The sequence below is a fragment of the Winogradskyella sp. ABM4_392 genome (assembly GCF_056160445.1).
The window spans coordinates 102,698-124,645 of the sequence record NZ_JBSWXE010000008.1; the positions used below are offsets into that span (position 1 = coordinate 102,698).

A 21,948-nucleotide genomic window follows, 5' to 3' on the forward strand; every position below is an offset into this window, starting at 1 on the left:
TCTAATAATCTAAACTTAAACTTCTAGCTTTTTTAACTCCTTGTAGTTTCTGTTAAGACGTTTTAATAGAATACCATAGATGAGCTTATAAAACAACCATATAACAACTAAGAAAACAGCAGTTATCAATATTGTTATTCCTACTAAAATAGACATTTGAGTTGTGTCAAAAGCCGCTACCTGATCATGAAAATCTGAGTTTTGATTGAACTCAAAATAAAGGGAAAGTGGTATAGAAATAAAGATCATGACAAGGTTATACAATACGTAGTACTTTATAACTTTTCTTGTTCTCAGAATACTTTCCATTAATTTTTTAGCATTATCTGTAGAAGATATGGACTTATGCGATTTGTAAAGTAGGTATACAAATAATGCTACAACTGCAAAACCTAATATTGTTAATCCTGTAAAAAGAGGGTTTTCGTAGCTGGTTTCTAATTTTGCTCGCATTTTGTCTGAAAAGAAATAAGGAACATAACTAACAAGTATCCAAAACACAAGCTCAGCAACACTAATGTAAAACAGGGTTTTTACAATAGATGATGATTTTTTGTGCAACATTGGATAAATGTCAGAATCTGAATAGTTTTTAAACTCATCAGTTCCTTTGTTCCAATCCTTCTTTAATAATTCTAATTCATCCATAAGTTTACGGATTTAATATTGTTTTTAATTTCTTTTTTACACGGTTCATTTTCACTCGTGCATTTACTTCTGTGATACCTAGAGTTTCACTTATCTCTCTGTAATCTTTATCTTCTAGGTATAGAAAAACTAAGGCTTTTTCAATGTCATTTAGCTGTTGTACGGCTTTATAAAGCAACTTTAACTGTTGCTCTTCGGTATCATCGTATTCCTCAGCTTTTATTTTAAATTGAACACTGTCAAACTCTTGTGTATTAATTCTTCGTTTCGATTTTCTGTACAGGGTAATGGCTGTATTCAATCCCACACGATACATCCAGGTACTAAATTTTGAATCACCTCTAAACTTAGGATAGGCTTTCCATAGTTGTATGGTTATTTCCTGAAACAAATCGTTGTGCGCATCTTGATTGTTGGTATACAAACGGCATACCTTATGTACAATGTTTTGATGCTTTTGCAACTGCTCTACAAAACTATGTTCTAGTTCTTTGTTCAATTATTTATTTGGTTAGTTAACTATATGTAGCTTTACTTTAATTAATGTTACACAAATATTAAAAAAGTATCTTTTCCGTACCTTTAATTGTATCTTTGTATATGTAATTCAACCTCTGTTTTCCATGAATATTCCTGAGTCTAATTTACCAAGAGTTGTCATTGTTGGTGGTGGTTTTGCTGGCATAAATTTAGCAAAAACCTTAGCGAATAAAAATCTCCAAGTAGTACTTATAGATAAACATAACTATCATACATTTCAACCACTTTTATATCAGGTGTCTAGTTCTGGATTGGAGCCAGATTCTATAGCTTATCCACTGAGGAAAATTATAAAAAAGCATAAAACTTCATTTTTTAGATTGGCAGAAGTCAATAAGATACAACCAGAGCAAAAAAATATTAAAACCAGCATTGGAGATTTAACCTACGATTACTTAGTGTTGGCAACAGGAACAAAAACTAATTTTTTTGGCAATAAAGAGGTTGAAAATAACAGTATGCCAATGAAAAGTGTGCCGCAAGCATTAAATATTAGAAGTCTTATTCTTCAAAATTTTGAAAAAGCAGCAATTGCCAATACAAAAGAAGAGCGCGAAGCCTATCTTAACTTTGTTATTGTAGGAGGTGGACCAACTGGAGTAGAATTAGCAGGTGCTATTGCAGAATTAAAGAATAATATTTTGCCAAGAGATTATCATGATCTTAATCCTACAGATATGCACATTCACTTATTAGAAGGCTCTCCAAGAGTATTGCCTCCAATGAGTGAACATGCTTCAAAAAAGGCAGAGAAATTCTTAAAGGCTTTAGGAGTTAAGGTACATTGCAATACGCTTGTTACTGGTTATAATGGTCTAGACGTTACTACAAACTCAGACTTAAAAATGCAGTCCGAAACTCTAATATGGGCAGCAGGAGTTACAGGAGCACCAGTAGGAGGATTAAATGCTTCTGCTTTGGTAGATCGTGCTAACAGATACAAGGTAAACGAATTTAATCAAGTTGAAGGTTACGATAATATTTTTGCTATTGGCGATATTGCACTAATGACTTCAGAAGATTATCCTAAAGGTCATCCGCAAGTAGCACAACCAGCTATACAGCAAGGCAATTTGTTAGGAAAAAATTTGCTGAGATTAATTAATAATAAGCCAATGAAACCCTTTGTTTACAATGATAAAGGGTCCATGGCTACAATAGGTAGAAATAAAGCTGTTGTAGATTTAAAAGCCTTTAAATTTGGTGGTTTTTTTGCATGGTTTATTTGGATGTTTGTACACCTTATGTCTTTGGTAGGTTTTAGAAATAGAGTAATTGTCTTTTTCAACTGGACGTATAACTACATTAATTTTGATAAAGCAGCACGATTAATTATTAGACCGTTTAAGAAGTAAACCGTTTTTATCTTTATAAAATTCGTCAGTTCGAGTGATTCTGAGGTACGAGGAATTGTATCGAGAACTTTTTTAATGTTATAATTCTGATTCTCGATACAAATTTTTCTCATTTTAATCGAAAAATCCACTCGAATTGACGCATCAATTATGTCATATTTTCATAAAACTGAAGATGTAAGTCTTAACCTTTTTTCAATTTTAAAATTCCTATTACAATTAAAAACTGCGCCAAAGCATAGGTTAGCATAATGCTTATATTGGACAATGGTAGAGGTTGGTAGAATTTGTCCAACGCCAAAATACTATCAGAAATCATAAAGAAAATAGCACCAATAAACACCAAATTGTAGCTGAGATTGTTTACCATTCCTTTTCTCATAAATGCAGTTGTTGCCATACTCAAAATTACAATCATATATACAATGACAGGAATAAGCATCTCTCCCAAACCATCTTTTAGTAAATAGAATAACCCTGAAGCATACACTAATAGTAGCATCACAAAACCAACAATTGATTTTTGTTTATTTCTATGTTTTAAAAATACTAGAATATACATTATATGTGCAGTTAAAAAAGCAACGAGCCCAATGGTGAAAAAGTGAGGTGATTGCTCTACAAACATTAATAATATATCGCCTAATAACGAAAACACTAAAGCCAAAAGCGTAATCCGTTTTATAGATTTTGAAATGCCTCCAAACGTTTTAATAAATAAAAACATTAAGCTGATAACTATTGCAGGCTTGGCTATGTAGTGTGCTATTTGTAAGGTTTCTGTACTTCCTGTGAGGATTTCAAAAAGTACAATTACAAAAAATAGAATACTGAATTGTTTCTCGGTGTTGGTTAGTTTCATAATTTGAAATTAATTAAAAATATTCAATTCGTCCTTTAAAAATTACAACTCGGTAACATAGAATTTAGTAATACATCATAATGATTGAAGTTTGTCTCATCAAAATAAGGTAAATCAAATCAATCAAAAAATGAACAAGTTAATTACACTAATAGTTTTATGTCTCATCAACATAAGCTATGCGCAAACCACAATTTCCGGTAAAGTGTTGGATAACAAAAACCAGCCTATTGAGGGAGCTAATATTTATCTCGATGGAACTTATGATGGAGCAACATCTAACGTAGATGGACGATTTTCGTTTACAACAGAAGAAACAGGTACACAAGCCTTGGTTGTTTCATTTTTATCATATGAAACAAAAACCATTGTAAATGATGTTTCAAATTTTAATAACCTTACTATTATTCTTAGAGAAGATGTAGAAACTTTAGATGCGGTAGTTCTAAGTGCAGGTACATTTGAAGCAAATGATAACAGTAAAGTTTCAGTTTTAAAACCACTGGATGTTGTAACTACAGCAAGTGCGCTTGGAGATTTTGTTGGAGCATTACAAACATTACCTGGTACATCTAATGTAGCTGAGGATGGACGCTTATTTGTACGTGGTGGTAATGCAGACGAAACCCAAATATTTATTGATGGTATAAGGGTATTTACTCCATATTCACCTACTACTAATAATATACCAACTCGTGGACGCTACTCACCATTTTTATTTGATGGTATAACCTTTTCAACAGGTGGTTACTCTTCAGAATTCGGTCAGGCATTATCTAGTGTTTTACTATTAAATACAATTGATGAGCCAGACCAAGAAAAAACAGATATAGGTTTAATGACCGTTGGTGCCGCTCTAGGAAATACCCAAAAATGGGAACGCTCTTCATTGAGCTTTAATGCCACCTACATTAATCTAGCACCTTATTTAGAGGTTTTTAAAGATAGAAACGAATGGGAAACACCTTACCAAGGTGCTCAAGGAGAAATGGTTTACAGATATCGTCTTAATAATGGAATGCTAAAGTTTTATGCTGCTTTTGATACTGCTAAATTTCAACTCACCCAAGAAGATATAAACCTAGAAGATGGTTTAGATTTTAAATTGAATAATAACAACTTCTATCTTAATACATCCTACAAAGGAATTTTGGGAAATAACTGGACTTTGAGTTCTGGTTTAAGTTACACCTATGCTAAGAATGATCTTGGTGTTATGACAAGCGATATTGAAAATTCTGAAAACTCAGCACATGTAAAGCTGAAATTAAAAAAGAGATTTAACAGTAGGTTTAAGTTGAGTTTTGGCGCAGAGCAGTTTATCACAGACTTTAATGAAGATTTTAAAGAAGCATCAATAGACTTAGATTATGGCTATGATAACAACATAACAGCAGGTTTTGCAGAGGCAGACTTAATTTTCTCAAAAGATTTAGCCTTAAAAGTAGGATTGCGAGCAGATTACAGTTCAATATTTAGCGATTTAGATATTTCGCCACGGGCTGCATTAGCTTACAAAACCTCTAAAAATGGGCAAGTGTCTTTGGCATATGGTAATTTTTATCAAAACCCTAATAGTTCAATACTAAAGTTTAATCAAGATTTAAAGGCTGAAAAAACGTCACATTACATATTAAACTATCAATACGTTAATGATGGTAAAATCTTTAGAGCAGAAGCTTACCGAAAAGATTATGATAACTTAGTAAAGTTTGATACTGAATTTACCTCTTTTGATAGTAATTACACGTCTAATGGCGATGGTTATGCGCAAGGTTTAGATTTGTTTTGGAGAGATAATACTAGCATCAAAAATCTAGATTATTGGGTAAGCTATTCTTATTTAGATACCGAACGTAACTACAGAAATTTTGAAACATCAGCACAACCAGGATTTGCTACAAATCATAATTTATCAATAGTTGGTAAGTATTGGATAGATAGTTGGAAAAGCCAAGTAGGACTTAGTTATGGTTTTTCTTCAGGAAGACCATATACCAATCCTAATACAAACGAATTTTTGGGTGAACGCACAAAGTCTTTTAATAGTCTAAGTGTAAACTGGGCATACCTGCTAGACCAGCAAAAGATATTATACTTTTCAGTGAATAATGTTTTGGGAGTTAAAAACGTAAACGGTTATCAATACGCAAATACAGCAGATATTAACGGTCAGTTTAGCCGAAGAGCATTAAGACCTGCAGCAGATCAGTTCTTTTTTGTAGGCTTCTTTTGGACCATTAGTGAAGATGGTAGCGATAATCAATTAGATAATCTCTAAATCCTAATTAACGTGAGTTCGACATAACTATTCTATCTTTATGTTGATTGCCAAAGAATTACAACTTATGTCAGGTTGAGCGCAGTCGAAACCTATTCGAAATTCAAATTTTTAAAGACCTTTCGACTGCGCTCAAGGTGACATATCCTCTTTACACAGTCTAAGTTATTGAAAATGATTTTTTTTAAATCGAACTCACGTTAATTACGATTAAAATGTTAAAATAGCGGGTTTATTTCAAACATGATAAATGTCATATGTTTTACGCTTTATGATGGGTAACTTTATAGTATAAAATTAAACGTCATGGAACTAAAGAAGAACCCAAGAGCCAATGTAGGTCGAAACAGCAGTTTATATTTTGCTGTTGGCTTAAACGTAATGTTACTCCTTACATACTTAGGATTAGAACATAAGACTTACGAAACAGAGACGACTAAGATTGATGTCTTAATGTTGACAGAGCAGTTGGAAGAAGATATTCCTATTACGACTATTAATATTCCACCACCACCTCCACCACCAAAAACGATAGTTTCTGAAGCTATAACTGTAGTAGAAGACGTTGTTGAAATAGAGGAAACAGTTGTTGAAAGTAGTGAGATTGGGCAAGATGATATTATCGAAGAACGTGTTGTAAGCGTAGATGAGGTAGAGGTAGAAGAAGTTGAGGAAGATGTAGAAGTACCATTTGCTGTTATTGAAAGAGTACCTCAATTCCCAGGCTGTACAGGTAATAATGCTGAACTAAAAGCTTGTTTCCAAGAAAAAATGCAAGAGCACTTACACAAACACTTTAGATATCCTGATGCAGCTGCAGAACTTAATATCCAAGGTAGAGTATTTGTATTCTTCTTAATAGATAAGCATGGTAAGGTAGCTAAGATTCAAACACGTGGACCTAATGAGTTGTTAGAAAAAGAAGCGTCACGTATTATAAGCTTACTGCCAAAGATGGAACCAGGTAAACAACGTAACAAACCAGTAGGTGTTCCTTATAGTATACCAATTAACTTTAAATTACAACAACAATAAACAATAAATTAAATTCATTATATGGTTTAGAGAAATTTTTGATTGATTGCATAACCTCTTCGAAAGAAGAGGTTTTGTTATTTATAGATTTGGATTTTGTAAAGTATACCAATTACAAAGTTCATTATCATATGTAAAAGTACCAGAAGACTTTAAACCTATTTTCTTTAGAATTATATTAGAAACCGTATGTCTAGCATACGCAGCTGCAGAAATTTCTTTGAGTTTTAGATCATTAAAACCATAATTTAAAGATGCAATTGCAGCTTCTGTAGCGTAACCATGTCCCCAAAACTCTTCTTTTAGCCTGTAGCCTAAATCATAATAATCAAATTCTTTGCGTACTTCGCGCTCAAATTTTAGTCCACACCAACCAATAAATTCACCAGTATCTTTTTTTATCATTGCTAAACGACCAATTCCATAATCTTTATACTGCTGTAAAATGCTTTTAATGTAGCCACGAGACTCTTCAATCGATTTCACAGGATTGTTTCCTAAAAATTCGTGTACTTTAGGATTGGAGTCTAACTCAAAGAAGTCTTGGTCATCATCTTCTTTGATTGGTCTAAGGTAAAGACGTTCTGATTCTATTTTGACATTCATTTCCATTTAATATTACAACCCATACTAGGTTTTTGGTTTGGGTTTATAGTTTCATTGTTTAAAAGTGCATCCATAGCAGCTCTTAAATCTTTACCAGTTACAGGAATATCATTTCCTGGTCTAGAACTATCCAATTGCCCAGTATAAACCAATTTTAAATCTTCATTAAACAAGAAAAAATCTGGTGTGCATGCAGCGTCATAAGCTTTTGCTACAGTTTGTGTTTCGTCATACAAATACGGAAAAGGATAATGGTTTTCTTCGGCATGTATTTTCATTTTATCAGGACCATCTTGCGGATAGTTTTCTACATCATTACTTGAAATAGCTATGCAGTTAATACCTTTTGATATATAATCGTTTGCTAGTTTTACTAATGCTTCATTAACATGAATTACAAAAGGGCAGTGGTTACATATAAACATTACCAATGTGCCATTAGTTCCTTTAAGTTGGTTTAATGATTTTTTTTGATTGTCTTTAGTATCTACTAAATTGAAATCTGGAGCTTTTGTGCCTAAAGGCAACATATTTGACGGTGTTAAAGCCATTATATTTTTGTATTTTAGAAGTTCATTTAAAGGATTAAAATATACTGAAATCAAAGATTCGGCGTAGCCAAACAAGTTCAGCATGACAACGGATAATATAATAACATTTGAAGACTTTACAAAGGTAGATTTAAGGATTGGAACCATTGTTGAGGTCAATGATTTTCCAAACGCACATAAACCTGCTTTTCAACTCACTATAGATTTTGGGGATTTAGGTATAAAAAAATCGTCTGCTCAGATTACAACGCAGTATAAAAAAGAAGATTTAGAAAACCGTCAGATTGTAGCAGTTGTTAATTTTCCTAAAAAGCAGATTGCTAATTTTATGAGCGAGTGCCTTGTTGTTGGTGCAGTGAAAGAAAATGATGTGTTCTTATTGCATCCTGAAAATAAGGTGAAGAACGGTTCGCAAGTATCGTGATATTTGTTGTTTAATTGTTGAATTGCGTAAACGGTTAATCGTTAGTTCGTTGAGTTGTTGAGAAGTTTAGATTATCTTTTTTTATGGATTTAGACGATTTTTAGTTTCACTACTCACTACTCACTACTCACTACTCACTACATCTCATCCCTAAAGAAAATAGCGTTCATCAGTAATTTATTAGTACCATACCAAAACGCTCTAAAGTTGGTGTTGTCGGTAAAAGCCATGATTTTTCCGCGTCCAATTCTTCCTGTTTTAAATGGAATGGTCTGTTTTAAACTGTCTAAGTTTTCTTCAGAAATATAACCGCTCAATAATGGATTTACCGTGTATTGAATTGGATTGTCGTAACTATTTTTGTTTACGTTTATAAATAATGTTGTATTTCTAAACACGGCTAATTTGTCGTTTTTATAGCCAAAATTGATTGGGTGAGAACGATCTAATGTTGTTTCAAAAATAGCACCACCTATAACCTGTGCTCCTCTAAAATTACTACGGTCTTCAAAGCTTATGTTTTTTGCTTTTATAGATTTTTTTTTCTTAAAGTCAATTTTTAGTAGCTCATTAGAATTTAACCAGCGCAGTGTATTTCTGTAAGCTATAAGAGAGCCACCATCTTGTAACCATTGTTTTAGTTTCTTAGTATTGCCATCGTCTAATGCCGAATTAGAATTTACCATTATAATAGTGTTGTACCTACTTAAATCAGCTCTGCTAAAATTTTTGGTATCTAATTTTGTTGGTACAATATCATACCTGGTATCTAGTAAATGCCAGATCTCGCCAGCATCATAAGAAGTGACACCCTCACCAACCAATAAGGCTATTTTAGGAAGTTCTAAAGCTTTAAAATTTCGACTTCCAAGATCTATACCGTCATTTAAACCTGTAGATACTGCATCTATTTTAATATGACTTTCCTGAGCTATAGTATTTAAAAATGAATACAATTCAGAAGCATCCATGACCTGATTTTGCACAGGAATCATAATCGTACCATAATCGTAAGCCTTTCCATTAGCTTTAAAATTTTTCATGCTTACCTTAGCGCGAATTCCTTTTTTAAGAATTGAATTTAGCAGTTTTGGCGCATAATATTCATTCCATGGAAATAAATAAGCATATTCGCTTTTTGAAGATACTCCACCCTGTAGATGTTTTAACTCAGTAACAACACTGCTGGCATTTTCCATGCTAGTTTCAGTATAATCGAGATTAAAAGCTAGTGGAAACGTCCATGCAGAAATATCATAAAATAAACTGTCTTGAAACGTTGTTCGCTTTTCAAACATCGCATTGATGAGTCGTGTGTTTTTTTGGTTTTTAGGAATCACGTAGCTATAACCTTTTTTATAGGTTTTACCATCTAATGAAACATCAGATTTTAAATCATGAAATTTAATGTTGTGGCGTTTAAGAATTTCTGCTAAATGATAGGTTTTGGCTGCATCCTTTTCATCACCAAAGATTATAGCTTTGTTTCCTTCTTTTGAAGCTTCTTTACGTGCGTTTTTATAAAAATCATGTTGATATTCTAGTATTTCTTTTCGCATTCCATTTGCAGCTTCAAGCGTAGATAATGCAGCTGTAAACTGGTTTTTAATAGTAAAAGGAAATGTGAGAAGTCCGTTATCACTTTCTTGCAGATGGCCACGAGAACTAGCTTGTTCAAACAAAATACCAATTCCTCCATTTATATCCGGAAACGTAGAACCTTTACCGTAATAGAAATCATCAAAACTTTCCTCAGAATAATATAAAGATCCAATTTTATCTAATGCTTTAGCATGATATTTGGCAATACCTTTTGTGAGTTCCTGATTCATTTTTGGAGTTAAAGGATGTGTGCGTGACGGAATACCAGGTTGAAAAAAGAAACTCGCATTAGTACCCATTTCATGATGATCGGTTAAGATATTTGGTAACCAATCGTGAAATGTTTGTATACGTGCTCTAGACTCTGGTAACTGTACAGGTAGCCAATCTCTATTCATATCAAACCAATAATGATTTGTACGTCCACCAGGCCAAACTTCACTAAACTCTCTGTCGTTAGGGTCTGCATTGAGATTCATACCACGATTTGTATTTGCCCAATACGCAAAGCGTTGTAGGCCATCAGGATTTAATGATGGGTCGAAAAGTATTACAGTATTGTCTAGTAAATTATCAATTTTAGAGCCTTCAGCTGCAGTAAGATAATAAGCTAAAGCTAATGCTGCATTGGATCCGCTAGGCTCATTACCATGTATGGAAAAGCCTTGATACACTACAATAGGTTTGTTATTAAAATTTGCGTCATCATTTTCTGTGGCTTCTATATGCTGTGTTTTTATAATCTCTAAATTCGTATGGTTAGAAGGTGATGTTATAGTTAATAAAACAAGTGGTCTGCCTTCAAAAGTTTTGCCTCTATCTTCTATACTTACACGATCAGAAACTTTAGCAAGTTCTCGCATGTACTGCACAAGTTTATCGTGTGTAATATGCCACTCACCAACCTCATGTCCTATGATACTCTCAGGTGTTGGTATATTGGAATTATAGGTTACATCACTGGGTAGATAATAAGATAAATCTGTTTTAGGTTGCGAAAAAAGGGTAGCGGTAAATAGAAGGAAAATTAGAGCAATACGATACATGTATTTGTAATGTTGGTTAAACCCTAAAAATAAAAAACCCTGACTAATTCTAGTCAGGGTTTTTTATAATTTAACAGAAGTTAATTCTAAATGTCGTCAAAACTTATATCTGTGAAGCTATCAGTTCCGTTTAAGTCTTCAGATGTTTTAGCTTCTTGGGCAACAAAATCATCTTCACGCTTAAAATCTCTTTGGTGACGCTCACTGATTACTTCTTCACCTTTTTCGTTGATGATGTAATCTGTCATTTCAGCTAAAATTTCTCTGAACTCAGTGAAATCTTCTTTGTAAAGATAAATTTTATGCTTTTTGTAGTGATAAGAGCCGTCGTCGTTGGTAAATTTTTTACTTTCGGTAATGGTTAGGTAGTAGTCTCCTGCTTTTGTCGCTCTTACATCAAAGAAATAAGTTCGTCTGCCTGCGCGTAAAACTTTAGAATAAATTTCTTCTTTATCCGTCATTTCATAATCGCTCATAAGTCAATCTTTTTTTAATTTCAACTCAAAAATCTAAAAAAAAAGTAAACTGGCAAACTATTTATTGTATTTCTTTTTCTGAGAGTTGCTTTGTGTAAAGTTCCTTGTAATAGCCTTCAACATTAATGAGATTTTCATGATTTCCGGTTTGGGAAACTTTACCATCCTCTAATACAATAATTTGATCTGCGTTTTTTGCAGAAGACACACGATGACTAACTATGATAGTAGTTTTGTCTTTAGTTAGTCTAACTAAATTTTTAAGAATTTTTTCTTCAGTTTCTGTATCTACAGCAGATAGGCAGTCATCAAACAAAAGGATTTCAGGCTTTTTAATAATAGCTCTCGCAATTGATACACGTTGCTTTTGTCCGCCAGAAAGTGTAATACCACGTTCTCCTAAAACTGTATCATAGCCTTTACTAAAACCTACTATATTTTTATGGACTTTAGCATCTTTTGCAGCTTCAATTACCTCCTCGTCTGTGGCGTCTTCCTTACCAAACTTAATGTTGTTTTTTATAGAATCTGAAAACAAAAATGCATCCTGTGGTACGTAGCCTATACTTTCTCTTAGGCTATATAGGTTGAGCTCTGATATTTTTTGGTCATCAATAAGAATACTACCATTATCTATATCGTAAAGTCTACCGATAAGGTCTAAAATGGTAGATTTACCAGAACCTGTTTTACCTAATATTGCTAAGGTTTCTCCAGATTTTAAAGTAAAACTAATGTCTTTAAGCGCTTCGATATTAGTGTCTGGATAAATGAAGGAAACATTCTTAAATTCAATATCGCCTTTTATAGGTGTAAGCTCATTGACCTTATTCTGAATTTCTGGCTCAGTTTTTAGAAACTCATTAATACGTTCTTGAGAGGCTTCTGCTTGCTGTACTAATGAAGTTACCCACCCAACCGTAGCAACAGGCCAAGTTAGCATATTTACATAAATGATAAACTCGGCAATGGTTCCAATATTTTCAATTTCACCATTCATATATTGCAATCCGCCAACATAAATAACGATAAGGTTGCTAATACCAATCAATAAAATCATTAATGGGAAGAAAAGTGCTTGTACCTTAGTTAGGTTAATTTGTTTTTGGCGGTTTTCTGCTGAAAGCCCTTCAAATTCATCATTAGTTTTTGGTTCTATACCATAAGATTTTATTACAGAAATACCACTGAAGGTTTCCTGTGCATAAGTAGACAAAGTAGATAATGATTGTTGTACAATCGTACTGCGTTTATTGATTAATCTGCTCAATTTATAAATAGAAACAGATAAAATTGGTAAAGGTAATAATGTGTATAGTGTAAGCTTCGGTGCTGTATTTACCATGTAAATAATTGCTACAGTAAATAAGGTAATTGTATTTATGGTGTACATTAGAGCAGGACCAACGTACATACGCACTTTACCAACATCTTCACTTATACGATTCATTAAATCTCCGGTTCGGTTAGATTTATAAAAGTTTAAAGACAGAATCTGATAATGCTGGTAGATCTCATTTTTTAAATCGTACTCAATATATCGAGATACGTTTATAATGGTTTGTCGCATTAAAAATGTAAACAAACCAGCTATTACAGCAGCACCAATTATTAACAAGACATTTGTAATGAGGTCTGTTTTAAAAACTTCGTAAGTAATTTTACCATCTAGTTTATCTGAGATAATATTTATAGAATCTCCTACGAAACGTGGTGTAAATAAGACAAATATCTTAGATACTATGGTAATAATTACACCGATAATCAATCGGTATCTGTATTTAAAAAAGTATTTATTTAGATGTTTTAGTGCCTTCATGTTGCATTTGGTCAGTCAAAAGTATTATGATAATCTGATTTTGACGTTAATATTTTGCTAATCCTCTAATTATAATTTATTTTTGCTCGCTGTTTTTAAATTATTTTCAAACAGCCTTAAATCTTAATCAATAATGACTTCAGAATTAATAAGTTCTAAGGAACTTTCAAAAGCAGATCCAGTATTTGGTCAGGTTTCATTTGATGACCACGAACAAATCGTTTTCTGCAACGACAAAGATACTGGTTTAAAAGCTATAATTGGCATCCATAATACTGTTTTAGGTCCTGCTTTAGGTGGTACCAGAATGTGGAATTATAATAATGAGTGGGAAGCACTAAATGATGTTTTGCGTCTATCTCGTGGTATGACATTTAAGTCTGCGATAACAGGATTAAACCTTGGTGGAGGTAAAGCTGTAATTATAGGTGATGCCAAAACTCAAAAAACTCCTGAGTTGATGAGACGTTTTGGTGAGTTTGTGCACTCTCTAAGTGGTAGATATATCACTGCAGAAGATGTAGGTATGGCTACTGAAGATATGGATACTGTAAGAGAAGTAACTCCTTATGTAACTGGTATATCTGAGAATAAAGGTGGTGCAGGTAATCCTTCGCCAATCACAGCTTATGGAGTATTTATGGGAATGAAAGCTGCAGCGAAATTCAAATACGGTTCAGATGTATTAGAAGATAAATCGGTTTACGTACAAGGTATTGGACATGTTGGTGAAGCACTTGTTGAACACTTGGTAAATGAAGGTGCTAAAGTAACAATTGCAGATATTAACCAAGAACGACTTGAAGAAGTACGTTCTAAGTATGGAGCAACTATATATGGTGGTAATGATATTTATAGTGAACCTATGGATATTTACGCTCCATGTGCTTTGGGAGCTACTATTAATGATGATACCATAAATAGAATACAAGCAGATATCATTGCAGGTGCAGCTAACAATCAGTTGGCAGAAGAAGATAAGCATGGTAGAATTCTTCAAGAACGAGGTATTGTGTATGCTCCAGATTTCTTAATTAATGCTGGTGGGATAATAAATGTTTATGCGGAGTTAGAGAATTACGATAGACAAGAAATCATGCGTAAAACTGAAAATATTTATAATACAACGCTTGAAATTTTAGATAATGCTAAAGTAAATAATCTTACTACTAATACTGCTGCATTAAATATAGCAAGAGAACGTATAGAAACTCGTAAAAGAGAAAATTCTAAATAATTTTTTTCAGAGTTAAATAATAGTATTTTTGCAAGGTGAATCGATAGCGATTCACCTTTTTTAATAACCTATAAAAAGCAGTTCTGTATACATGCTCAACAGAAGACATATTAGAATAAAAGTAATGCAATCATTGTACGCTTTTAAAGGTCATGAAAGTGATGACTTGGCAAAAGACGAGAAGTTTTTGATGCACAGTTTAGATAGCATGTTAGACTTGTACCTTTCTATCTTGGCTTTACTCACAGAATTGCACAAAAAGAGTAAGGATTATAATAATAAGCTTCAGAAAAAACTATTAGGATCAGACTCAGATAGAAATCCAAACACTAAATTTCAAGACAACTTACTGTTAGGTATTATCAGTGATAATAAAATGTTGCATGAGGTTATAACAAAACGAAAACTGAATTTTTGGGATTTAGATTTTGAGTACGTAGATATTTTATTCAAAGAGATAAAAAACAGTAAACTTTACGAAGATTATGTAAATAATCCAGAAACAGGTTTAAAAACAGATAAGCAATTTATTTTAGATATCTACACAGAAATCATAGCACCAAATGATAAGCTTTATGAATATTTTGAAGATAAAAAATTGACTTGGGTCGATGACTTTCCTGTGGTAAATACTGTACTTTTAAAAGTATTGGGCAAAATAAAGCTTACGTCTCCCGAAACTAAATTATTGCCAGATTTATATAAGGACGAAGACGATAAAGAATTTGCCAAAGAATTATTCAAAAAGACAATATTGAATAACTCTAAATTTTCTGATGAAATATCTAAAAAGACTACCAATTGGGATACAGAACGTTTAGCAAGTTTAGATGGTTTGTTACTAAAAATGGCATTGTGCGAATTTCAGAAATTTCCATCCATTCCTTATAAAGTAACCATTAATGAATATCTAGAAATCGCTAAAGAATACTCTACGCCCAAAAGTAGCTTGTTTATTAATGGAATATTAGATAAAATCGTAAAAGAATACCAATCAAAAAACTTGCATCCTAAAACAGGTAGAGGTTTAATGTAATTGATTGTGTAGTATATTTCTTTCGAGAGTTGTAAAGGCTATCCTAAAAAGTTTTAATTGCAGGGAATAATTATTACCTTTGGCAACTTAGTAAATCAATAGTATTAATTAAAATATAAGTAATGAAAAAGATTATCTTAGGATTTAGTGCGTTATGCATGGTTGCTTTTACTTCTTGTAAAGACGATGCAGCTAGTAAAGTAAATTCAGAAAATGTAGCCGTTGCAGCAGAAAGAGATGCCAATGCTGGTAATTTCCCGGTGATGGAATTAGATAAAACTGTACACGATTTTGGTACAATTGAAAACGGTACTCCTGTAGAAACAATTTTTAAGTACACAAACAAAGGTAACTCTATGCTTGTTGTTAGTAACATTAAGAGTACTTGTGGTTGTACTGTACCATCAAATTATACTAAAGAAGTTGCACCAGGTGAAACAGGTCAGTTTACTGTAAAGTTTAATGGTAAAGGAAATGGAAAAGTATCTAAGTCTTTAACTATGACAACTAATACAGAAAAAGGAACTGAGGTTGTTAAAATTACTGCAATGGTTAACAATCCAGAAGCAGCTAAAAAAGCAGCGGAAAAAAAGGCAACTACGCCTAAGAATCCAATGCTAAATACTAAAACATCTACTAAACCTGGCCATGAAGGTCATAACCACGATTAATTTACGATGGAAGGATTAGGTTCATTTTTACCATTTGTAGCCATTTTTGCCGTGATGTATTTCTTTATGATTGCACCACAATTAAAGCGTCAAAAGCAAGAGAAAAAGTTCGCTAGCGAAATGAAGCGTGGTGACCGTGTAATTACAAAAAGCGGAATGCACGGTAAAATTGTAGAGTTAAACGATAAAGATAACAGTTGTGTTATAGAAACCTTAGCAGGTAAAATTAAGTTTGACCGTTCTGCAATTTCAATGGAAATGAGTAAAAAATTAAATACTCCAGCTAAAGTAAAGTAAGTTTGGATTATAATCATATTAGAAAAGCCACTCAATTTTGAGTGGCTTTTTTAATGTATAGTTCTAACAGTTTTTGTATTTATCATGCAAACCAACACCTTTAAGAATCATAGGTGTTATTTTTTCTATTCTCGATTGTTTTGTTGCTTCTCGTTTAGCCTCACTAATATGTGCACAATATTCTCTCTGTTTTCCTGGTGTTAATAATTTAAATGCATCCTTTAATTCTTGGTTAGTAGAAAATACATTCTTTAATTCTGTAGGGATAACAACAGCTTTAGTATTACGTTGAGGTTTTACCTCTTTACCTAAACGTTGATTTTCAATAGCCTCTTTTACATATTTTAAAACAGCACTTTTATTAATGTCTGCTTTAGATTCAAAACGCATTTGTCTTAAGGCTTTCGTTTTGTTTTCTTGAGCATTGGTAAGTAACTTAGCCTCATCTTTTAAAAAGACACCTTGAAAAAACCAAATACCAAAATGGTTTTTAAAAGCACCAAGACCAATAACATTTTTTCCGTCTAAAGTGTAAGTAGGTGCACTCCATTTTATGGTTTCTTCTAATTCAGTAGAATTAATAATGTCTCTAAGAATAGAGAGCTCTTCTCCAAAGTGTGCATTTACTGCTATGTATTCTTCAACTGATGAGACTTTTTTCATTTTAATAAAGTTTTAAGGTTCAAATTTACATTTTTCTACAATTTGAGTTTTGTTTCATAATTCTTTTATGAATTACATTGCTTTTGCTGATGTGTAAATTTTGATTAAGTTTACAACAATTAGTTTGCTCTATCTACAATCTCTACTTCTTCATTATAAATGTTGGTTATGGTATATCTTTAAATCAACTTATAATCTAATTTCGGTAAAATGAAGACACCTTATTATATCATCTATACATTTATATTTCTGTTTGTTCATGTAAAAACGCATATAAATGATTCAGAGCACTATCAAAGCACAAATTTTGAAATTACATCAGTTTCGGAAGTAAGCGAGTTAACAAGTCTTGGGCAGCTACGATTGTCGCTTTACGAAAGTAATGCTTTAGCTAATAATGAAACTGCGGCAGATGGAGTATTAATTTTTTTTGATACAGATGGAAATAATGATGTTGACGCAAATGATGCACCAGATATTACCAATTTAGATGAAAATTTTTCGATTAACAACAATGGTGTTTTGCTAAGTATAGAAACTAGAGCAGCACCAGTAGATCAAGAAGAAGTTCAATTAGAGGTTAATACTTATAGAAATACCAACTACACTATTGTAGCCGAAGGTATTTCTATGCAAAATGCTATAGCAACCTTATATGACAGTTACGAGGATGTTTCTACTGAAATTCCACAAAACGGAACAATAAATTATGCCTATTCTATAGATTCTGGTGTTCCTCAATCAATTGCAGGAGATCGTTTTAAAATTATTTTTGAGGTTGAAACATTATCTATTAACAATATTGATTTAGAGGATATTTTGATGCATCCTAACCCAACTAATCTCGGCAAATTTTATGTAAACGTTCCATTGGGTGTAAACGATTTAGACATTTCAATTTATAATATATTAGGTTCCAAATTGTACACTGGTAATGGATTTACTGGTGGTTCAACATTAATTATTAATACCGATGAAATGTTGAATGCAGGAACTTACTTTGTGGAGTTTAAATCTCAAGGTAAAACTATGGTTAAGAAATTGATTGTTATTTAATAATGAATTCGTTAAGATTACTACTAATGGTATTTTTTTTTAAATCATAGAAGATTGATTTAATCTTATCTTATCTGTATCAGTCTTTACTAACTAATTATCAAAAAATAACCTACTAATCTCTATTTAAGGATTAATGTACATTATTATACAAATAATAATCATATTATTTTCTTTTTAATAATTTACAGGATACTGTTAAAAGAAATTATTAACATTTTAACGATTTATTTAACATTCCTTTAATATTGACAATATTTTTTTACTACATTGAGGTGCTATTAATCATTAATTATCTAAACTTGTTTTCAATAATTACATTTATTCATTAGTTAATTTTTTGTTTATCATACATTTTGCTTCTACTATTAGTTAATTGCGAAATGTACATCAACACGTTTTAACTAATAATCTCTACACAAGTTTACTTTTTTTGATTTAGGCATAACATAAGTGATGCCCACTTTCTACAACAACTTACTGCTACCCTTATTATTAGGATGTTTTTGGTATATATCAACTATTACTAACGTTAATTAACCATTTACTATGAGCAGTCATGTCTTTAAATTTAATTCATCATAGATGTGCTAAAGGTCCCAAGTAAGATTCTAACCTAATTAGTAACTTAAAGTAAATTTTATGAAAAAAATTATTTATTTATGCATCCTTTTGCTGATGTTTTGCTGGCAAGGTAACGCACAAGTTGGATGCGGTGACACGTTTTTTGACTCTGGCGGCGATGCTGCTGGTTATGCTGCAAACGAATTGTCTACAACGACCATTATGCCAGATAACCCTGGCGATGTAGTAAGCGTAACATTCACTTATGTAGATATTGAAACTAGAGGATCAGCAACAGCTGGTTGTTGGGATTGGTTAAGAGTTTATGACGGTCCAGACGATACATTTCCGCTCATAGGCGAATTTTGTGGCGAAGAAAGTGGCGATGGTGGAGTGGCCGGTAATGCCGCTAATCAACTCTCTATAGGAGATACATTTACATCTACTGACGCATCTGGTGCAATAACTTTTGTTTTTGATTCTGATAGTTCAGTTCAAGAAACAGGCTGGAGTGCAGACGTTACTTGTGGGCCACCACCGACATGTACAGCACCAACAATTACTGGCGCTGTGGCATTAGAGGATGGTTGTAATCCTGATGGAACAGGGACATTCAATATAGAAATCGAGATTACAGATGCAGGGGATGCAGGAACCGTAATCAGCGACGGTACAAATACATATCCAGTAATGGTAGGAATTGTAGTAGCAGGACCATACAACAGTGGTGATACGGTGACGTTAACCTTAGACGCTACTGATGATGATTGTGATGCTTCATTAGGAGATTTCACCTTCACATGTCCGCAACCAGCACCAGATAATGATCTATGTGCAGATGCGACAATGATTGCCTGTGGAGATACTGTAATGGGTGACACTACTAATGCAACTTCAGATTCAGAGCAAACATATTGCGGAACTTCAGCACCAAGTGCAACCAACGGAGGAGTTTGGTATGCATTTATGGGAGATGGAGGAGAAGCGACATTCGATCTTACAGGATCGTCATTTGATACGAAGATCTTCGTATACACAGGAGTATGTGGAGACCTAACCTGTTTAGATGGAGATGATGATGGTGGTGACGGTACTACATCGTCAATTACGTTAGACACTATGGCAGGTACAACATATTATGTGTATGTAAGCGGCTTTGATACAAATAGAGGAGCTTACACCATGAATGTATCATGTGTAGCACCACCAGAGTGTGTAGAGCCAACGATAGACAGTGTATCAGTAGTAGAGACCTGTAATGAGGTAGACGGTACAGGTACCTTCAACGTAGAGGTTGTAGTATCTGATGCAGGAGATGCAGGAACCGTAATCAGCGACGGTACAAATACATATCCAGTAATGGTAGGAACTGTAGTAGCAGGACCATACAACAGTGGTGATACTGTGACGTTAACTTTAGACGCTACTGATGATGATTGTGATGCTTCATTAGGAGATTTCACCTTTACATGTCCATTGCCAGCACCAGTTAACGACGATTGTGCAGGAGCACTTCCATTGGATTGTGGTGTTACGGTAACAGGCAGTACAGAAGGGGCAACAGCATCAGGATTGGATGCAGAGTGTAACAACTTTACATCTTCAGATGCCTTCGACCTGTTCTATACCTTTGTAGCAGACGGTACGAGCAGCTATACGCTAAGCTTGGACAATATTTCAGGAGGCTTCTCATTTGATGGAGTAATGTTTGTTTATTCAGGACCATGTGATGATCTTACGAGCCTTGCATGTAGCGATAGTGGCAGTCCAGAGGAAATCACCTTGGATGCACCATCAGCAGGAACCTATACAGTAAGAATATTTGATTATTCAGGAACAGCTGACTTTACGTTAGACCTAACCTGTGTAGCACCACCAGAGTGTGTGGAACCAACGATAGACAGTGTGTCAGTAGTAGAGACCTGTAATGAGGTAGACGGTACAGGTACCTTCAACGTAGAAGTTGTGGTATCGGATGCAGGATCTGCAGGAACAGTGATCAGCGATGGTACAAATACATATCCAGTAATGGTAGGAACTGTAGTTGCAGGACCATACAACAGTGGTGATACAGTTACGTTAACAGTAGATGCTACGGATGATGCATGTGATGCTTCATTAGGAGACTTTACATTTACATGTCCATTACCAGCACCAGACAATGATCTATGTGCAGATGCGACAATGGTTGCCTGTGGTGATACGGTAATGGGAGATACCACAGCAGCAACATCAGATTCAGAGCAAACATATTGCGGAACTTCAGCACCAAGTGCAACCAACGGAGGAGTTTGGTATGCGTTTATGGGAGATGGAGGAGAAGCAACTTTCGATCTTACAGGATCATCATTTGATACTAAGATTTTTGTATACACAGGAGTATGTGGAGACCTAACCTGTTTAGATGGTAACGATGATGGTGGTGACGGTACAACCTCATTGGTTACAGTATCGACTACAGTAGGTACAACATATTATGTCTATGTAAGTGGTTTTGGATCAAACAGAGGAGCCTATACCATGAATGTATCATGTGTAGCACCACCAGAGTGTGTAGAGCCAACGATAGACAGTGTAGCAGTAGTAGAGACCTGTAATGAGGTAGATGGCACAGGTACCTTCAACGTAGAAGTTGTGGTATCCGATGCAGGATCTGCAGGAACCGTGATCAGCGATGGTACAAATACATATCCAGTAATGGTAGGAACTGTAGTTGCAGGACCATACAACAGTGGAGATACTGTGACCTTAACAGTAGACGCTACTGATGATGCATGTGATGCTTCATTAGGAGACTTTACATTTACATGTCCATTGCCAGCACCAGTTAACGACGATTGTGCAGGAGCACTTCCATTAGATTGTGGTGTAACGGTAACAGGCAGTACAGAAGGGGCAACAGCATCAGGATTGGATGCAGAGTGTAACAACTTTACATCTTCAGATGCCTTCGACCTGTTCTATACATTTGTAGCAGACGGTACGAGCAGCTATACGCTAAGCTTGGACAATATTTCAGGAGGCTTCTCATTTGATGGAGTAATGTTTGTTTATTCAGGACCATGTGATGATCTTACGAGTTTAGCATGTAGCGATAGTGGCAGTCCAGAGGAAATCACCTTGGATGCACCATCAGCAGGAACCTATACAGTAAGAATATTTGATTATTCAGGAACAGC

The 21,948-nt window shown here is 33.9% G+C and carries 19 protein-coding genes; 10 read left to right on the top strand and 9 right to left on the bottom strand.

Annotated features, from left to right (window positions below; all coding sequences use genetic code 11):
* Positions 1-15 precede the first annotated feature (15 nt).
* Positions 16-648 (bottom strand): hypothetical protein, encoded by a 633-nt coding sequence (locus tag ACXAFS_RS14320; protein ID WP_475307803.1) that lies wholly within the window; start codon positions 646-648, stop codon positions 16-18.
* Between the two features lie 4 nt (positions 649-652).
* On the bottom strand, positions 653-1,147 hold the full coding sequence (locus tag ACXAFS_RS14325) for an RNA polymerase sigma factor (RefSeq protein WP_475307804.1): 495 nt from the start codon (positions 1,145-1,147) through the stop codon (positions 653-655).
* Between the two features lie 124 nt (positions 1,148-1,271).
* Here ACXAFS_RS14325 and ACXAFS_RS14330 point away from each other — a divergent pair, with 124 nt between their 5' ends.
* Positions 1,272-2,543 carry an NAD(P)/FAD-dependent oxidoreductase gene (locus ACXAFS_RS14330; protein WP_475307806.1) on the top strand — a complete coding sequence of 424 codons (1,272 nt, stop codon included), beginning with the start codon at positions 1,272-1,274 and terminating at the stop codon, positions 2,541-2,543.
* Positions 2,544-2,727: 184 nt separating this feature from the next.
* Here the strand turns inward: ACXAFS_RS14330 and ACXAFS_RS14335 are convergent, their stop codons facing one another.
* A complete protein-coding gene (locus ACXAFS_RS14335) occupies positions 2,728-3,405 on the bottom strand; it encodes a lysoplasmalogenase (protein WP_475307807.1) in 678 nt (225 codons plus the stop codon).
* 130 nt (positions 3,406-3,535) lie between these two features.
* Here ACXAFS_RS14335 and ACXAFS_RS14340 point away from each other — a divergent pair, with 130 nt between their 5' ends.
* Positions 3,536-5,686 (top strand): TonB-dependent receptor, encoded by a 2,151-nt coding sequence (locus tag ACXAFS_RS14340; protein WP_475307808.1) that lies wholly within the window; start codon positions 3,536-3,538, stop codon positions 5,684-5,686.
* A 306-nt stretch (positions 5,687-5,992) separates the two neighbouring features.
* Complete coding sequence (locus ACXAFS_RS14345) at positions 5,993-6,721, top strand: energy transducer TonB (protein WP_475307809.1); 729 nt, start codon at positions 5,993-5,995, stop codon at positions 6,719-6,721.
* A gap of 81 nt (positions 6,722-6,802) precedes the next feature.
* On the opposite strand, the gene ACXAFS_RS14350 is transcribed toward ACXAFS_RS14345, so the two are convergent.
* Together ACXAFS_RS14350 and ACXAFS_RS14355 are read right to left on the bottom strand one after the other, a co-directional pair.
* Positions 6,803-7,327, bottom strand: coding sequence for a GNAT family N-acetyltransferase (locus tag ACXAFS_RS14350; protein ID WP_475307811.1), 525 nt, complete (start codon positions 7,325-7,327; stop codon positions 6,803-6,805).
* On the bottom strand, positions 7,324-7,878 hold the full coding sequence (locus ACXAFS_RS14355) for a thioredoxin family protein (protein ID WP_475307812.1): 555 nt from the start codon (positions 7,876-7,878) through the stop codon (positions 7,324-7,326). The genes ACXAFS_RS14350 and ACXAFS_RS14355 overlap by 4 nt, the downstream gene beginning before the upstream one ends.
* An 82-nt stretch (positions 7,879-7,960) precedes the next feature.
* On the opposite strand from ACXAFS_RS14355, the gene ACXAFS_RS14360 reads away from it, so the two are divergent.
* Entirely contained in the window at positions 7,961-8,302 is a 342-nt protein-coding gene (locus ACXAFS_RS14360) for a tRNA-binding protein (protein WP_475307813.1), read from the top strand.
* A 137-nt stretch (positions 8,303-8,439) separates the two neighbouring features.
* On the opposite strand, the gene ACXAFS_RS14365 is transcribed toward ACXAFS_RS14360, so the two are convergent.
* The 3 genes from ACXAFS_RS14365 to ACXAFS_RS14375 all read right to left on the bottom strand — a co-directional run bounded on the left by ACXAFS_RS14365 (position 8,440) and on the right by ACXAFS_RS14375 (position 13,245).
* Complete coding sequence (locus tag ACXAFS_RS14365) at positions 8,440-10,950, bottom strand: M14 metallopeptidase family protein (protein ID WP_475307815.1); 2,511 nt, start codon at positions 10,948-10,950, stop codon at positions 8,440-8,442.
* Positions 10,951-11,036: 86 nt separating this feature from the next.
* Positions 11,037-11,426, bottom strand: a complete 390-nt coding sequence (locus tag ACXAFS_RS14370) for a PUR family DNA/RNA-binding protein (RefSeq protein WP_475307816.1) — start codon at positions 11,424-11,426, stop codon at positions 11,037-11,039.
* Positions 11,427-11,487: 61 nt separating this feature from the next.
* Positions 11,488-13,245: an ABC transporter ATP-binding protein gene (locus ACXAFS_RS14375; protein ID WP_475307817.1), complete on the bottom strand. Its 1,758-nt coding sequence runs from the start codon at positions 13,243-13,245 to the stop codon at positions 11,488-11,490.
* Positions 13,246-13,378: 133 nt separating this feature from the next.
* Between ACXAFS_RS14375 and ACXAFS_RS14380 the strand changes: the two genes are divergently transcribed.
* From ACXAFS_RS14380 to yajC, 4 genes are all read left to right on the top strand, one after another.
* A complete protein-coding gene (locus tag ACXAFS_RS14380; protein WP_475307818.1) occupies positions 13,379-14,482 on the top strand; it encodes a Glu/Leu/Phe/Val family dehydrogenase in 1,104 nt (367 codons plus the stop codon).
* 124 nt (positions 14,483-14,606) lie between these two features.
* On the top strand, positions 14,607-15,518 hold the full coding sequence (gene nusB, locus ACXAFS_RS14385) for a transcription antitermination factor NusB (protein WP_475307820.1): 912 nt from the start codon (positions 14,607-14,609) through the stop codon (positions 15,516-15,518).
* A 122-nt stretch (positions 15,519-15,640) separates the two neighbouring features.
* The gene (locus tag ACXAFS_RS14390; protein WP_475307821.1) at positions 15,641-16,189 is read left to right on the top strand and encodes a DUF1573 domain-containing protein; all 549 of its coding nucleotides are present in this window, start codon (positions 15,641-15,643) and stop codon (positions 16,187-16,189) included.
* 6 nt (positions 16,190-16,195) lie between these two features.
* Positions 16,196-16,486 (top strand): preprotein translocase subunit YajC, encoded by a 291-nt coding sequence (gene yajC / locus ACXAFS_RS14395; RefSeq protein WP_475307822.1) that lies wholly within the window; start codon positions 16,196-16,198, stop codon positions 16,484-16,486.
* 63 nt (positions 16,487-16,549) lie between these two features.
* Here the strand turns inward: yajC and ACXAFS_RS14400 are convergent, their stop codons facing one another.
* Positions 16,550-17,149: a YdeI/OmpD-associated family protein gene (locus ACXAFS_RS14400; RefSeq protein WP_475307824.1), complete on the bottom strand. Its 600-nt coding sequence runs from the start codon at positions 17,147-17,149 to the stop codon at positions 16,550-16,552.
* A 210-nt stretch (positions 17,150-17,359) separates the two neighbouring features.
* Between ACXAFS_RS14400 and ACXAFS_RS14405 the strand changes: the two genes are divergently transcribed.
* Together ACXAFS_RS14405 and ACXAFS_RS14410 are read left to right on the top strand one after the other, a co-directional pair.
* Positions 17,360-18,205 (top strand): T9SS type A sorting domain-containing protein, encoded by an 846-nt coding sequence (locus ACXAFS_RS14405; protein ID WP_475307825.1) that lies wholly within the window; start codon positions 17,360-17,362, stop codon positions 18,203-18,205.
* Positions 18,206-18,847: 642 nt separating this feature from the next.
* Positions 18,848-21,948, top strand: a 3,101-nt coding sequence (locus ACXAFS_RS14410) for a pre-peptidase C-terminal domain-containing protein (protein ID WP_475307826.1), incomplete at its 3' end; no start/stop codon positions are given.

What these genes read in the sequence shown, in the direction of transcription:
- ACXAFS_RS14320 (WP_475307803.1), bottom strand. Translation starts at nt 648, where the DNA reads ATGGATGAATTAGAATTATTAAAGAAGGATTGGAACAAAGGAACTGAT.
- ACXAFS_RS14330 (WP_475307806.1), top strand. Translation starts at nt 1,272, where the DNA reads ATGAATATTCCTGAGTCTAATTTACCAAGAGTTGTCATTGTTGGTGGT.
- ACXAFS_RS14335 (WP_475307807.1), bottom strand. Translation starts at nt 3,405, where the DNA reads ATGAAACTAACCAACACCGAGAAACAATTCAGTATTCTATTTTTTGTA.
- ACXAFS_RS14340 (WP_475307808.1), top strand. Translation starts at nt 3,536, where the DNA reads ATGAACAAGTTAATTACACTAATAGTTTTATGTCTCATCAACATAAGC.
- ACXAFS_RS14345 (WP_475307809.1), top strand. Translation starts at nt 5,993, where the DNA reads ATGGAACTAAAGAAGAACCCAAGAGCCAATGTAGGTCGAAACAGCAGT.
- ACXAFS_RS14350 (WP_475307811.1), bottom strand. Translation starts at nt 7,327, where the DNA reads ATGAATGTCAAAATAGAATCAGAACGTCTTTACCTTAGACCAATCAAA.
- ACXAFS_RS14355 (WP_475307812.1), bottom strand. Translation starts at nt 7,878, where the DNA reads ATGGCTTTAACACCGTCAAATATGTTGCCTTTAGGCACAAAAGCTCCA.
- ACXAFS_RS14360 (WP_475307813.1), top strand. Translation starts at nt 7,961, where the DNA reads ATGACAACGGATAATATAATAACATTTGAAGACTTTACAAAGGTAGAT.
- ACXAFS_RS14365 (WP_475307815.1), bottom strand. Translation starts at nt 10,950, where the DNA reads ATGTATCGTATTGCTCTAATTTTCCTTCTATTTACCGCTACCCTTTTT.
- ACXAFS_RS14370 (WP_475307816.1), bottom strand. Translation starts at nt 11,426, where the DNA reads ATGAGCGATTATGAAATGACGGATAAAGAAGAAATTTATTCTAAAGTT.
- ACXAFS_RS14375 (WP_475307817.1), bottom strand. Translation starts at nt 13,245, where the DNA reads ATGAAGGCACTAAAACATCTAAATAAATACTTTTTTAAATACAGATAC.
- ACXAFS_RS14380 (WP_475307818.1), top strand. Translation starts at nt 13,379, where the DNA reads ATGACTTCAGAATTAATAAGTTCTAAGGAACTTTCAAAAGCAGATCCA.
- nusB (WP_475307820.1), top strand. Translation starts at nt 14,607, where the DNA reads ATGCAATCATTGTACGCTTTTAAAGGTCATGAAAGTGATGACTTGGCA.
- ACXAFS_RS14390 (WP_475307821.1), top strand. Translation starts at nt 15,641, where the DNA reads ATGAAAAAGATTATCTTAGGATTTAGTGCGTTATGCATGGTTGCTTTT.
- yajC (WP_475307822.1), top strand. Translation starts at nt 16,196, where the DNA reads ATGGAAGGATTAGGTTCATTTTTACCATTTGTAGCCATTTTTGCCGTG.
- ACXAFS_RS14400 (WP_475307824.1), bottom strand. Translation starts at nt 17,149, where the DNA reads ATGAAAAAAGTCTCATCAGTTGAAGAATACATAGCAGTAAATGCACAC.
- ACXAFS_RS14405 (WP_475307825.1), top strand. Translation starts at nt 17,360, where the DNA reads ATGAAGACACCTTATTATATCATCTATACATTTATATTTCTGTTTGTT.